Genomic DNA, 14,837 nt, shown 5'->3' with positions numbered 1-14,837 from the left:
GTGCAATCTATACATATTAAGAAATAACTGCGAAATTGATTCATGAGTATCTATACAAGTGAATAAAAACATCAAATATTAGGAACTGAAAGTCTGTGATTCAAGTTAACAAAATCTTTAAATGAAGTAATTCAAGGTAAAAGTAAAACTACTGATCAAAAGGAAGCTATATTTATGGCTGGCACACCTGGTGCTGGAAAAACCGAGGTAGCGATTAGCCTATTAGAATTATCAGAAGATATTTGTAGAATTGATGCAGACATTTTTCGAGCAAAGTTTCCAGGCTATACCGGCAGTAATTCTTCTGATTTTCAAAGTGGATCATCTTGGTTAGTTGATTATTCTTTAGACATGATTTTGAAAAATGGCTATTCTTTTCTTTTAGATGGAACATTTGCAATTGGCCGAGCAAAACAGAATATTGAAAGATGTCTTTCTCGAGATTATGATGTGACAATTTATTTTATCTTCCAAGATCCTCTCATTGTTTGGGACTATACAAAAATTCGAGAAAAAGTAGAGGGACGATTTGTTCCTAAAGACCGCTTTATTAATGCGTATTTTAGGTCTCGGGATAATGTGCGTGAAGTAATAAAACAGTATGACGAATCTATTTCTGTACATGTGATTTTAAAAGACTATAATAATGGAATTGCTACAATAGTTCCAGATATTTCAGATATAGATCTTATTTTGCCAGAATTATTTACAGCAGAAGAATTGGAGGAAAAGTTATATGACTGATAAAGAAAAAGCAGAAGCAATTATGAAAAAATATAACCGTAGCTATGGTAATCTCAATAAAAAAGCAACTAGAAAAGAATTTATGACAGTTCTTCAGTATGTAGCAAATGAATCCAATCGGAAACAACGTAAATTAATTGGGTTAGATAAATAATTTTTGTAAACTATACTCTTTATGAAGAGAGATCCAATAGTGAGACCTAGTACCGACTGGAGAAATCTTGTCGGTATGTTTATGTTGCCATTCGTTTACGATATTGAACAGGACTGCAGCCGAGTTTCGTTTTGATGCGCAGATGATTCTAATACTCGATCCACTAACCAATGGATTGTGCTAAGATATAATTTTTTGATGATTGGCTTTCCATGAAAATTTTCCTTTCGGTTTCGGTGAAAAACTTTAAATGCCTTATTTGAGGGATGATTGATGCCAATGAAAAACCTGGAGCGTTGGAGGACAAGCCGTATTTCAGGGTAATGTCAAGATAAGATTTATCACTATTCAACTAATAGTATGTGACATCTTGTTTGAATTGAGAAGAGTAACTTTGTTTCGTTTTTTTCTTGTGAAAAGCATTAAATTCGAGCGTCTAAACTGTCTTTATCCGTTTTAACTGGATAGGAGTCTGGAATACTATACCAATCCGTCAATGTTTTATAAACACCTTCACTTCCTTGGTAAGCTTCAACTATCTGTTTTTTAAATGCGTAATCGTATCTAGTCACTAAAATACCCCCTAAGTTAGATTTTTGGGTCTAACTTTGGGGGCGCGCTTCATTGTTATGATAGTTTTATATTCAGTAACAACAGAAAAGATAAATCATATCCTTTGTTAAATTAGCTATGTCATCATGGTTAACCTGATGTGTGTCGAACGTTTCTATATGAAAATTACAATGGGAATTTGTAACTAAGTTTCGACAACAACTAAAGAAAAATTAAAGGAGAGGCAAACAAATCTACAGGATGTAAGTTTTCTGCTTCTATCCATATTTCTTTATTGAGTATATCTGTCATCACTATGAATAGACCATTTTTTTCATCAATCATTCAAATAAAGTCACATTGGATAGTCATATTTTTTGTACAATTAACGTATATAAAAATAAAATTTTTTTAGTTTTTTTTTATTGCTATTGACGATATGCTTTTCCTTTATTTCGGTATCCAGGCTTAACACTCTCTATGATTAAAAATATGATTATTACATAATTTTTTTTATTAAAACAGATGAAGGAGTGAAAAAAATGATAATAGAAGTTTATAGGAAAAAAAATGGTGAATTTTATTATCAATGTCAAAAGAAATATAATCACAAAGCAGAACAAAGATGGTTGAACGCTTTAGCCAATAGTATGGGACAGACGCTCAGCCCCAAGGGATTTCACAGTCCGCTAGGATTCCTTTATCTATTAAGTGTATTAGGGAATTTTCGATTATCCGATAAAGTATCACCCAATCTTCAACAAACAGGTAAAGGAGCTTCTTCCGCTTTTGAAGTAGACACCTTCATAGAAGTGCGTAATCAAGAAGAATTTCTCACAGTTCAATCTTTTGTTTCAACTTCTACTTCTAACCGGTTGCATTTTCAGGCAGAAACAGGTAACAATACGATAGTCGGACCAATCATTGAAGGGAATTCTAATAATCCTCCGATGATGTACTTAGCTGAAAAAGCTCATCAATGGAGTGTCAATATTCATCAGGTAGTTCACGGGATTTCGAAACTTGAAAATTGTACAACCAATAGTGAGTTTAACTATCGACTACATTGGGGAATGTGGCAAGTTCCCAATCATACACAATCTCACTTTAAAACAATCTGTCAGAGAGCCATCATCGATTCACAAGAAAGGCTAGGTCAACAAACATACCGCCCAATAGACATTAAAAAGTTTCACTTTAAAAAAACTAGCACAGAAAACGACTTGCCATTTTCTATTGGAAAGGATATGACTGAAACATTAAAAACTGTTTTTCAATTCCACATGGAAGATTTATATTCTTTGACAAATAAATATTTTTCAGTAAATGCAACTGAAGGAGCAGTATCAAATGTAGAAGAATTTCCGATAGAGAAGATTGATTTATTTCCCATTTATTTTAGTGGATTTTTAAATAGTATATTTACAGAAAAACAAGAAAATGCAAATGGATACCTTTTAATTGACTATTTTTTCCCCTTTTTCAAGCAAACTTTTCCTCCCTACTATGAAACAAAAAATTCGGAAACTACCCAAGTTAGAAAGAATATTAGACATCCAATACAACATTTCTTCCCCAACTTATTTCAACTCACTAAACATCTAGATAACAGCTCAATAGTAAAAGAACAATTTAATATGGTATGGACATTAATGGAGAAAGCAACGGAAAGCGTTGACCGATTCCTTGAAATATTGGATCCATTAAAAGTAAGAGTTGCAGAAGCGGCAACGATTCCTGTCAAATTATCCGATGGTAGAAAAAAAATATTCCCATTGGATAGAAGTGTGAACATTCCACTGAAATCATATGAAGACTTTTCGGATCATACACTAAAAAAAATCGAGTCTACGATTTCGTCTTATATGAAAAATGAACTTACTTCAGAAAAAATAGTTGAATCACTGAGGCCAGTATGGTTTGATTTAGCGGTTTTTAGCAAGCGTGATAAGACGGAGACGGTTAATAAAGTGATTATTGAGCGTGTGTGCCAGCATGATAAGGAGTTGTGTTTGTCGAATGAATCATCGCTCAGAGAGTTGTTTCTTGCAATCCAATACTGGGGAAATAGAGGGAACACGAATCAAGATATTTTGGATAAAAGAAAACAAATTGCTCGAATCATTTTGAAAGCTTATGATCTTTCCGAAGAACATCTGACGGATAGTAGAGCCATTGAAGTATTTCTCCAATGGCGAAATAATAATATTTTTTTAAACGTTACATTTTCAATAAATAAAAATTTTGCTTTGATGAAGAACCAAACAATCATAATGGATACCCAGATGAATCAAGATAAAGCTACAATGAATGCGACTGAATTAACATTATTATCTAAAGTGACTGAAGCGATTTCGGCAAATCGTTTTCCCGCAATCGATCAGGATCAACCATTGCCGATTTTTTATTATAACGAACTTCTTTTTTTAAGAAGAAACGCTACAAAAACGGTAAATAAACATCTAAAAGATTGGTACATCAAACAAGGATTATTGAGTGATTCTGTCACTGACACGGAACTGATAAAGAGACTTCAAGATAGGGTAGGAATAAGTGAAAAAAATGAAGTATCAGTTATATCAGAAAAGTTAGCAACCTTAGCTTTTTTTTTACTCAAAGCGTATGGCGTAGAAAATGTAAGGTTGGGAGATATTCTTTCTGCGACTCAATTACAGGCAATTTTTATGCAATGGAAAACAAATACGATTTTAGAGGGTAATACATACAAAAATCAAACGAATCAAACGCACATTTATCAACTAGCTCAACCGGAAACATCCGTGATGAGTCATTTCCTAGAGAAAAGAAAACATAGTGATCAAATTTATGCCGACTTTATTAATGATCGACCGCTTTCTATACCTAATACACAACCAATCATTCTTGTCTGTTACCACTTTGCTCTTTTTGAAAATCGCACCAAAACTTCTAAAGTGAACGAAGCGGTCAGGACGTTTCTCCATGAGCAAAATGCCCATTTTATTAATTCATCTACGAGTGAATTAGTCAGAAAATTGCGCGAGTGGACTTTATCAGCTGATACATATGATTTGATTATCAAAAGAGAAAAAGAGGCAGCCAATCTCCTCCTTAAAAATTATGGTATTAAAGAAACTTTTATTACCATTGATGAGGCAAGAAAGATTTTTCTCCAATGGGAAAACAATAACGCACAGAAAGGATATTTCTATAAGGAATTCAGAGAAAGTGAACGTCGTTTTGTTGGAGGGATCACTGAAGAGATAGAGGGAGAGAAAGAGACAAAGGTAAAAATTGAAGCATTTCTGAATGAAAATCATATTGATCCAGCCAAACAGGTAATCAACGAATTACAGAACCATTTTGAAAATGGAATCGATTCTACTCAAAAAGAACAAATCAATCAAAGAATTGCCACTTTTTTAACTACAAAAGGGATTCCTTGCGATATCTCTAATCTTCGTTTGTTAGTTGAAAAAGTGTCAGAATGGACATTACTTGAAGATACTACTCAAGAAACAATTGATATGGTGAAAGTGAAAGAAATCGCTCGATTGATTATTGGTGAAGAACAAGATGGAGTAATCTCAGACATGGAGGCAAAAATCACTTTCATTGTTTGGCTTTCTCAAACGATTGAAGATGTCACTTCTTTAAATGAAAATAGAACATCTAGTATATTTGAACAATCAACTAGTTCGAATTCATCTGTACCCCCTGCAGATATACCTAAAGATAAACAAGATATCTTAGGAAATATCATTAGTTTAAAAACAACTAGTGACGGGGATCAGTGGCGTGAGGGACGAGTAATGGAACAGGTGAAACGTTTTTTTTACAATAAAGGCCTATTAGCAAATGAATCAACGAAAGAAGATCTATTCGTTGTAATGGGAAAATGGTTGATACGAAGTGGTGACAAACGAGTGATCATACATGAAAACTTACAAGCAATCGCGATGATCATTCTTAAAGAGTTAAATCTATATGGTGGAGAATTAGAGGAAAAAATCTCCGATAATCTTGCAGAAGCTACGGTTTCCAAATGGGCTGTTGAAAATTTATTAGAAAGTTCAATCGAAGCATACATAGCTAAAAGTATACTTGCATCTTCAGATCCATCATCCTATACGATTGGACAGCTCAGAAAGCTGTTTGAGCTAGAGGAGTTGAAAAAATCGGGTTTGATCGATCCTCTACCTCGAGCACATACACTTGCTGATTCACGAAAGCAAGAGGAGGATCAAGCGAATTTAAAGAGTTTATGGATCCATCTAGTCGATCGCGTATTACCAAATTATCTTTTAGAGGCAAGTAATCTATCTGATGATTTACCGATTTCTGATTATGATACATTAATGCAGTTAACAGGTTCGATGTTATTAAAAGATGCAGGATATCTGAAACAGTTCAACCAAACGGAAATTCGAGCGTTTGGCGAGTTTTTTTGTGAGACAGTCAGTAAACAAGGCGTCGATTCACTTAATCAGTTGCAATATCTAATCACGCCAGCACTATTAGCCATTGCTCAACTCGATCCGAAGGGATTAAGTGAAGCATTAGAAAAAGGAAACCATAAAGAGTTTGCCTTAAGCACTTTCATAGGTTATCGACAGAAAGGTTATTTCAAAATTTTAGAGCTACATAAAATGATACATGTTTCTTATCAAATGTATGAAAAAGCATTCAGGGAGTGGCGTCGTAAGCAAGCGTTGGCAAAAGAAGTAGCCGAAGAATGTAGACAAAAGGGAGTAATAGATGTCAGAGGGTTTGATCAGATATATCTTAAGGGGAAAAATCCATGTCCTAAACTTTTGGACTTGCCAAATATTAATGAGAAATACACACACCTAACTAAAGCTGTTTCGAATGCCTATCACTCGTTCAATAAGAAGTTGATTGAACTGGCACTAAAAATAGTAATTCCTGAGGAGCTTAGCTTTATATTTTCGGCTGATACCAAAATTTACGAAGCTTCGGCGCAGTTGAAAAATGAAGCTCCTTATGTCGGAGGAGGTGCAGGTGCGCCGGGTATGCCACCAGTTTCCTTTACAAAACGCGTGGATTGGCTCGATACAATCCTTAAGTTAGAAAATACCAATCTGTTCGTTGCCATTTGCAACAATGAAGAACGTTTATACGCATTAAAAGCATTGGATGAAGACAGTGGGTATATGTTATATCGTGTCGATACTGATCCATTATTATATCTTAAATATGGTTTGTTTGATCAGAAGTACATTTGGAATCAAGGTTTTCAAAAAGACCGTGATGGGGTCTTGATAAATAAAAAACACTATACATTTACTGTTAAAGTCCATCGCGATAAAGAATTATCTCGTGGAACTGACGTAGAGACATTCGTCGAGAATATCAGCAGTAAGCACCGTGATGCATTCTACCGACAACTGTATGAGTCAGGAAATGACAAGTCAACAACTGAAAAAATATGGGATATGGTGAAGCATATTATTCCGTTTTACGATTGTGTGGTAAGTAGTATAAATGGACAAGTGGGTGAGGCCGTGTCTTCTTGTCTAATTGATGTTGTTCTGCTGATTCCTTTGTTTGGAACGGTTACTGCTTTGAATACGAAGTTTGTTGTGGGCGTAGCCAGAGCAATTGCACGAGGTGGATTAAGAAATGCAATAATGAGCAGTGCGAACGTAATCCCTAATCCAGCAGAACTGAGAGCTCTCATAGCAGGCGTGGCACGCTATATTGATCCCGGTTTTGAGTTAGTTGTAGGTGGGAGTCAATTAGTCATAAAAGGATTAGTGACATTAAAAAATCAAAATTTTTTAAACCATAGTATCAAAGAAATCTTGTTAAAACTAGAAAAGTTACAAAAAGAAACAACAGATTGGTCTGACATATACATCCGTACACATTTACCAAGAAATGGTCCAGAAGTTCAAGTGAAATGGGTAAAAAATAAATTATATATGAAGGTGACAGATTTAAAAAATGGCGATGTCTCTGGTAAATACTTTACTTTGAGAGGCAATCAACTAAGAGAATTTGAAGGGGCAGCATCTTTTACGCCAGAACAAAAAGCATTGATTGATCGCTTAACAAAGAAAGTAGATAAAGACGTTCCGTTTGTTGAAGAAGCGAATATTTACCCAAAGGGATATGGGGAGGGGATAGTTTATACCATACAAAATAAAGATAAATCCATCTCGTATGGTATAAAAATGAATGACCAAATTATACCTATCAGAATTGAGCCAGTGAAAGGCCATGGGGTACGTTACGATGTTATTGATGGAAATGAGATATTTCCAGTCAATTTCAATGGGGTGGAATGGTATTTTGAGCCAGGGACGTCACCCCTTCTCTCTAAAGAAGTAACAACCGTTGTTGAGAGTCAAATCAACCGATTTGAAGTGTTACTAGATCCAACTGGTCTTTCCGCTCCAGATGCGTATGGGTTGATGAGCGATGCAGCAGGAAGAACGTATATAAAAATCACACATCGGTACATTCCATTGATTTTGTTGGACATGGAAGAGAATCGATACCATTTAGTAAAAAAGAATATTCTAGAACCGCTAACTGTATTACGATTTGATTCTAGCATTCAACATTTTCGTTTTGAGACTCATTTAGAAAGAGTCTCTGTTGATCATATGAGTGCCGTGTCAAAAACTGGTGGGAAACATGAGAAGGCTAGTACCTCAAAGGCAGGTATCGCGAGCACATCACAGGAAGAGACCTCTAAAAATAGAATATTCCCACCATATAATACAATCCCTACAGGGGCAGGGAAAATAAGTGATTGGAACAAATTCAGACAAGCAGTAGTCACTCCAAATGATTACCAATTTCCAAGATATGAAGATAACGATGTGGCACTTACACCGTTAACTAGCTTTATTTCGGAGCCACAAAATTATTATATAAACGATCAAGCTTTGGTAGAAAGCGCATTGTCTCGTACAATTAACGATTTGTTGACTAAGAAAGTTTCTCAACATCAGGTAATTCCTGAAGAAGAGGGTCTAGGTGAAGCAATATCAAAAGCAATTGATGATCTATTAGATGCGGGACCTTCGAATGTCCCTATTGTGGCAACTAGTGACTTAACAGAATTAGAGGAATGGGTAGAAACATCATTTCCTAATGAAGACGTGACGCTCAATCAACCGCCAGAGCCTCTATTTACAGACGAAGATTTAGAGATTATGAAAGGATGGGTAGAGGATTCTATTGCTCAAAATATTGAAGAAGTAGCGCCTGACCTGGTACCTGAACAACCCGGTAATCCAAATGAAGGGGAAATTGAATTCGTAAAAGAAAACGAGTTGACTAGTCAAGTAGAGGAGGGAGGTACCACAAACTTTCGAGCTGACTATCGAGTATTTGTGGGCTTTGATGCCACAAAGGTTCCTGACTTTCTCAAACCATTTATCGAAGAATTATCCCAAGAGTTTTATAAAGCAGTAGAAAATTTCAGCAAAGCCAAAGAAATTTGTTCGAAATTATTAAAACAATCTACAATTGCTGAAACAAAAGTAGGGAAATATTTGATTCAAATGTTTGACTTAGTAGAAGCAACGAACCAAGAACAGGTTTTAAGAGAAATCATCAAAAGAGTCCTGTCGATCGCAGAAAAGGGGGAGTTATTTCTTCGACAGTCAGCGGATTGGGGATTTGAAAACATGTGGATTGTCTCATCTGACCTTGTTCAAGATGAAATCACACAAAACTATTATTCACAATATAATGAATATTTAAATGCGTATGCATTTGTATTTAAACAAGATGGCGAATGTCGAATCATTATTATGGCAGATGCTTTTCACTTAAAGCCAGCTATTTCTCCAGAAGAGCAGTTAAAAACAGCTCCAGAGGAAACGATTATGCATGAAGCCACACATCTTGCATCTTCGACAGATGACATTATAGCCTATACTTTACCTACAATAGGGACAAGAAGAAGCGGAAAAGACTTGAGAGATGAGTTTCTACGTTATTATCCTAGCTTTGTACTGTCGGAGACATTTGAGAGGTTTGTTAAAAGACTAGCTCTGGAACAAAACAAACCGAATCTATCTAAAAATACTGTTGTTGAAGCACTAAAAGTAGATTCTATGTTACGAAGTAATTTTCAATTAATGGATGCAGAAATGGCAATGATCATTATTCGAGATATTGCACAAGGAAATGAGTTTGACATACGACCACGTTTTAAAAGAAGTGCCGATCATTCAAAATTAGGAAACGGATTTATGTTTATGTTCCAAGTAATGATGCATCTATGGAATTATGAAAATCTTGAAAAAAAGGTTACATTAAAAGAAATACCAAAAGATAGGCCAAAAGAAACAACAACAGAAAATGTTTTAACACCCACCTCACAAAATAGTGACAAAAAAAGTTTTGCGACCCTTGTAAATAGGGGGAAGATAATCAGTAAGATTATAAATAGCACGTATACTGGTAAGCAGTTCAAACAACAACTTAGAAGTGAGTTGAACATATAAGCGATATAGAAGCTTTGCTTGTGTCAAAGGGGCTGAGTATAAATAAAGTGGGATATGCAAAGTTTTTTGCTTTTTTAGAGATAAAAAGTTACCACCTATAGATTACTAGAAAATGACATTGAAAAATTAAGTACAGGTATTTGAAGCAATAATGCTTCTTATATTAAAAATTGGATAACTGTTAGTAATAGATAGATGGGAAGGAAGATGGATGAAAAAGGACAAGTATGGAAAATTGTAAATAAATACAACAAAAGTATATCTTACTTATCAGAAAATGCTACTGCTAAAGAACTTAATACAGTAATGATGTATAGCGCGAATGAGGAATATAGAAGGCAACGTAAATTAGTAGGATTAGCTAAATAATACGAATAACGATTTATGCATATTATTAAACTAGACTGAAAATTTATGGGAAATATAATCATCGTTGCTGTTTAAATAGATAGTCCATTCGTTAAGGAGATATTAGCCAGAGAGGAAATGAATATAGTATGAGAAGTAAAATTAGGGGGGGAATCCAAAGGTTGATTCTTTGAAGTGCCCCTTGTCAAGTGGACAGTAAAAAAACAAAAATAGTATGAAAATAGGAATCGAATCACTTGATTCCTGTTTTCAAGCGGCACAAAGCAATCATGGAACGTGTAGGGCATGCCAACATGAAAACCACACTGGAAATTTACAACCAAGTCTCCAAAACAACCAAAGAAAAACTCATCCAAGAAATCGATTCTTGGATTTTTTAGTGGATTTGTTTGTTAAATACGTTTAGTATGCGTATATAAGAGGTCGTGAAAGTGCCGGTTAGCTCCGATGACAATAAGAAAGCAGCTTTTCATGTTTTGAAAATTGCTGGCTTATTTCAAGGAGTTGGCACTTGAGCACCGTTTAAAGAGTGGTCGAAAAGCGGTACGACTTTTTGGCGTAAGGAGAAAGAGAATCAAATGAAAGAAACAAACAAATCCGCAGAACATAAGGTTTCTGCTTATATCCATATCCCGTTTTGTGAACATATCTGTTATTACTGTGACTCAAATATATGATAGTATTTTAAGTCTATATTCAGTTTTAATTATTAACTTAATTGAATAGGGAAAATATGGTTTACGAACATGTTTTCGTATGGTAAAATATCAAAGTATTCCATAAAAGTGGAATTTATTTCTAAATATATGTAGGAGTTTTGTGATGACTTTTTCTTATAATAAATTGTGGAAGTTAACGATTGATAAAAATATTAATAAAACTCAATTACGAGATAAGGCAGGTTTAACAAACTCGACTTTATCAAAATTAAGTAAAAATAAAACAGTTAGCATGGATTCGCTAGCTCGTATTTGTCGCACTTTGGAGTGTGATATTAGTGATATAGTTGAATATACACAAGAGGAGGTCAATATAAATGATAAATAACTATAATGTTATTGACCTTTTTTCTGGAGCTGGAGGATTAAGCCAAGGATTTGTACAAGCTGGGTATAACGTGTTAGCTGGTATAGATTACGACGATGCAGCTCTTAAGACATACGGTCATAATATTAAAGGAGCTTTAGCTTTAAAAGAAGATTTATTTGATGAAAAAAAATCAATTAAAGATATTGAATATAACTTAAAAGGTAATAAAGTTGATGTAATAATTGCTGGGCCACCATGCCAAGGATTTAGTTTAACGGGATCCCGGGACATTAATGATTCTCGAAATAAGCTGTATGTTGCTGTTGTCCATGCAGTTGAGCATTTTAGACCTAAAGCTTTTCTTATTGAGAATGTACCAGGAATGGCTACTTTGTATAAAGGTGCTGTGAAACAACAAATTATTAACACTTTTGAAGACATGGGGTATGCTGTTTCTGTCACTAGTAAACCTTTGCTCGCTGCTGACTATGGCGTCCCACAAATGAGAAAAAGAATGTTTTTTGTTGGATTTCTTAAAAACTTAAACTATGATTATTTTGAATTTCCCGAGGCATATCTTTCAAAGGAAGAGTATATTGGAACAGCTGAAGCAATATCAGACTTGCCTTCTTTAGAAGATTCGTTAGGTGAAAATATTATGGAGTATGAAGTTAAGCCACAAAGTGAGTATCAAAAATTAATGCGCATCAATAGTAAATATATTTATAACCATGTTGGAACAAAACATACAGATGAAGTTAAATGGGTAATAAGTCAAGTGCCAGAAGGTGGCAACTACAAAGATCTGCCAGTGGGAGTCGGTGAATCCAGAAAATTTAATGAAGCTTGGACAAGATATCATAGTAAAAAACCTTCACGAACTATAGACACTGGGCATAGAAATCATTTCCATTACAAATGGAATAGGGTGCCTACTGTAAGAGAAAATGCAAGGTTACAATCATTTCCTGATAAATATCAATTTTTAGGAACTAAGACACAACAAAATAAACAAGTTGGTAATGCTGTCCCACCTTTATTAGCACAAGCAATTGCAGATAAAATGTTTAAACATTTAGAAGAAGGTTACAAATCAACTGAGAATAAAACTATTGTTCATTATGCAGAACAAATTGAATTAAATATATAGGAGGCTGCGTTTTGAATAAACTCAATAATATTGAATTATTTGCTGGAGCAGGTGGTTTATTAGATGGTTTTGAGCAAACTGGAAATTTTAATCTGATCGGTGCAGTGGAATGGTTAAAACCACAAGTTAGAACACTGGTCCACCGATTAGAAACTAAATATAATGATGAGTATGCTAAGGAAAAAGTATTGAACTTTGATATACAGAGAACTAATGAGTTAATTGGGGGTTGGGAAGACGAAGAATTTGGTATGAATACTGGTTTAGATTCATTAGTAGGCAATAAAACTATTGATGTAATATCAGGTGGTCCACCTTGTCAAGCATATTCATTAGCCGGTCGCATAAGAGATAAAAATGGGATGAAGGAAGATTATAGAAATTATTTGTTTGAGGCTTATTTAAAGATTGTTAATTATTATAAACCAAGACTATTTGTTTTTGAAAATGTTGAAGGTATTTTATCTGCTATTCCCTCTGGTGAATTAATTACTGATTTAGTACGTAAAGGATTCGATGAAATTGGTTATGAAATAGTAGATGATCTACGAACGTATGCTTTACAAGACTTAACAGAATTTGGAGTTCCACAAAAGAGAAAAAGAGTTATTATAATAGGTATAAGAAGAGATAGCACCCTAGTAGATTATCAAAAAATATTACATCATTTTTATACAGAGACTTTAGCTACTGTAAAGATTAAAAAAATAAAAAATGTTAGAGATGCCATTGGTGATTTACCTGGCATTTATCCTATTAAGGATCCACTTGATAAAAAGAATGTATATACTAATAACACAGGGATAAACGGACATTATAGCAGATTTCATAATTCTAGAGACCAAGATATATTTTATGAATTGGCTTTAGATATTAAAAATAAAACAAATAAGTATAGTAATTCAGAAAAATTGATTGAACTATACTATAAAAAAACAGGTAAAAAAACTAATATTCATAAGTATCATGTCCTAAGATGGGATTCACCAAGTAATACAATACCTGCACATCTGAAAAAAGATGGTCTGAGACATATCCACCCGGATCCTGAACAGAAGCGTAGTATAACAGTAAGAGAAGCAGCCCGTTTACAAACTTTTTCAGATGATTTTGATTTTAATGAATCAATGGTATCAAATTTTGAAATGATTGGGAATGCAGTTCCACCTTTATTCGCAAAAAAATTAGGTACTGTTTTACCTATGCTGATAAAAAATATAGATGAAGCAGAACGGAAAAATAGGATAAGCTAGCTGAAAGCTTATCCTATTTTTTTTCATACTGAAAAATCAGCGTAATATACCCCTTCTTCAATCAAAGACAATGAAATAGTTGTACGACCGTATTTTTCAAGTGTTTCATAAGTTATTAATTCATCAATACTGACATTTAAACGATTTCTCATGTAACGCCCTAAAATACTTTTTTTGGAAATCCTCTTTCCTTCGAATTGAATCTGCTGTGAACTGTAAGAAGTTAATTGTTTTGGATATAATATATCTCCTACAGTTTGAGTACCTTCGAATGAAGCAGGCATTGTTGTACCGTCATCCCATATTAGTTCAATTGGATCTGAGTTTCGTTTTTTTTTGCTATTAGAGTTAATATAATTTGAATCGTATGGATTGATTAGTCCTGGACACTTTTTGAAAACGAACTTAGGTATTCCGATATAGCCGTCTCCCTCAGCAACATGTGAACCACCAAACCTAGCTAATCCCCAGTTCAGTCCGCTCTTTGGCATAACTACCGGTTTTTCATTTTTGATCTTATATAATGGAATTTCAATTGTAAGTTTGAGCATATCTTCTTCAATTGATTTAGTTTTTGTTGTAGTTATTAATTTGAGATCAACTTGTTTTGAGCTTATAATAGGAGTTTCTATTGAATTATCAACGATAAATTTTAAATAATCATCAAGTGGAATAAATGTATCCCTTGTCGCATCAGCTAGGGATTCTCGGAATTTTGTTCTCAATCCATTGGAAGAAAAATTTGCTGACCCAATTAAAGCAGAAAGAGTTTTTCCCTTTTTTTTCCATATGTATATTTTTGAATGGATTTCTTGAGTTGAAAATTTTACGGTAAGACGAGGATTATCCTCTTTTATTTTTTCTATAGAAGAATAAAGTCGTTTATCTATACCATTTGTATACATACCACCAATAACAGTTATTTTCATAGATACAGGTAATTCTTCTAAACGTTTTAATGGTGAAGGACCAATGTATCCGCTGATAATAATTAATTCATCAGGCTCTTCAATAAATTCATGTTTATTAAAAATAATTTCTTCTAATCCGCTATAATATAACATATTTAAACTCCTTATATTTATTAGTGAAACTATAGTAATTTGTAACTACTTGCT

9 protein-coding genes are annotated in these 14,837 nt (G+C 34.1%); 7 read left to right on the top strand and 2 right to left on the bottom strand.

From position 1 onward, the window contains the following. Window positions 1-129 precede the first annotated feature (129 nt). Entirely contained in the window at window positions 130-744 is a 615-nt protein-coding gene (locus I2F89_RS11420; RefSeq protein ID WP_195514381.1) for a zeta toxin family protein, read from the top strand. Continuing rightward, a complete protein-coding gene (locus I2F89_RS11415; protein WP_185953879.1) occupies window positions 737-898 on the top strand; it encodes a hypothetical protein in 162 nt (53 codons plus the stop codon). The genes I2F89_RS11420 and I2F89_RS11415 overlap by 8 nt, the downstream gene beginning before the upstream one ends. A gap of 422 nt (window positions 899-1,320) precedes the next feature. Here I2F89_RS11415 and I2F89_RS11410 read toward each other — a convergent pair whose 3' ends face one another. After that, window positions 1,321-1,470 (bottom strand): hypothetical protein, encoded by a 150-nt coding sequence (locus I2F89_RS11410; RefSeq protein ID WP_181880054.1) that lies wholly within the window; start codon window positions 1,468-1,470, stop codon window positions 1,321-1,323. A 522-nt stretch (window positions 1,471-1,992) separates the two neighbouring features. Between I2F89_RS11410 and I2F89_RS11405 the strand changes: the two genes are divergently transcribed. From I2F89_RS11405 to I2F89_RS11385, 5 genes are all read left to right on the top strand, one after another. Continuing rightward, on the top strand, window positions 1,993-9,918 hold the full coding sequence (locus I2F89_RS11405) for a QWxxN domain (RefSeq protein ID WP_195514368.1): 7,926 nt from the start codon (window positions 1,993-1,995) through the stop codon (window positions 9,916-9,918). Window positions 9,919-10,125: 207 nt separating this feature from the next. Further along, window positions 10,126-10,287 carry a hypothetical protein gene (locus I2F89_RS11400; protein ID WP_169823214.1) on the top strand — a complete coding sequence of 54 codons (162 nt, stop codon included), beginning with the start codon at window positions 10,126-10,128 and terminating at the stop codon, window positions 10,285-10,287. 822 nt (window positions 10,288-11,109) lie between these two features. Further along, window positions 11,110-11,334: a helix-turn-helix domain-containing protein gene (locus tag I2F89_RS11395; protein ID WP_195514367.1), complete on the top strand. Its 225-nt coding sequence runs from the start codon at window positions 11,110-11,112 to the stop codon at window positions 11,332-11,334. Beyond that, window positions 11,324-12,466, top strand: a complete 1,143-nt coding sequence (locus tag I2F89_RS11390) for a DNA cytosine methyltransferase (RefSeq protein WP_195514366.1) — start codon at window positions 11,324-11,326, stop codon at window positions 12,464-12,466. The genes I2F89_RS11395 and I2F89_RS11390 overlap by 11 nt, the downstream gene beginning before the upstream one ends. An 11-nt stretch (window positions 12,467-12,477) precedes the next feature. Continuing rightward, a complete protein-coding gene (locus tag I2F89_RS11385; protein WP_195514365.1) occupies window positions 12,478-13,719 on the top strand; it encodes a DNA cytosine methyltransferase in 1,242 nt (413 codons plus the stop codon). Window positions 13,720-13,742: 23 nt separating this feature from the next. On the opposite strand, the gene I2F89_RS11380 is transcribed toward I2F89_RS11385, so the two are convergent. After that, entirely contained in the window at window positions 13,743-14,783 is a 1,041-nt protein-coding gene (locus I2F89_RS11380; RefSeq protein ID WP_195514364.1) for a restriction endonuclease PLD domain-containing protein, read from the bottom strand. Window positions 14,784-14,837 lie beyond the last annotated feature (54 nt).

Source organism: Enterococcus sp. 1001283B150225_161107_E12 (assembly GCF_015556925.1).
GTDB classification, from domain to species: domain Bacteria; phylum Bacillota; class Bacilli; order Lactobacillales; family Enterococcaceae; genus Enterococcus_B; species Enterococcus_B mundtii.
This window is presented reverse-complemented; position numbering and strand designations above follow the sequence as displayed.

What these genes read in the sequence shown, in the direction of transcription:
- I2F89_RS11415 (WP_185953879.1), top strand. Translation starts at nt 737, where the DNA reads ATGACTGATAAAGAAAAAGCAGAAGCAATTATGAAAAAATATAACCGT.
- I2F89_RS11405 (WP_195514368.1), top strand. Translation starts at nt 1,993, where the DNA reads ATGATAATAGAAGTTTATAGGAAAAAAAATGGTGAATTTTATTATCAA.
- I2F89_RS11400 (WP_169823214.1), top strand. Translation starts at nt 10,126, where the DNA reads ATGGATGAAAAAGGACAAGTATGGAAAATTGTAAATAAATACAACAAA.
- I2F89_RS11395 (WP_195514367.1), top strand. Translation starts at nt 11,110, where the DNA reads ATGACTTTTTCTTATAATAAATTGTGGAAGTTAACGATTGATAAAAAT.
- I2F89_RS11390 (WP_195514366.1), top strand. Translation starts at nt 11,324, where the DNA reads ATGATAAATAACTATAATGTTATTGACCTTTTTTCTGGAGCTGGAGGA.
- I2F89_RS11380 (WP_195514364.1), bottom strand. Translation starts at nt 14,783, where the DNA reads ATGTTATATTATAGCGGATTAGAAGAAATTATTTTTAATAAACATGAA.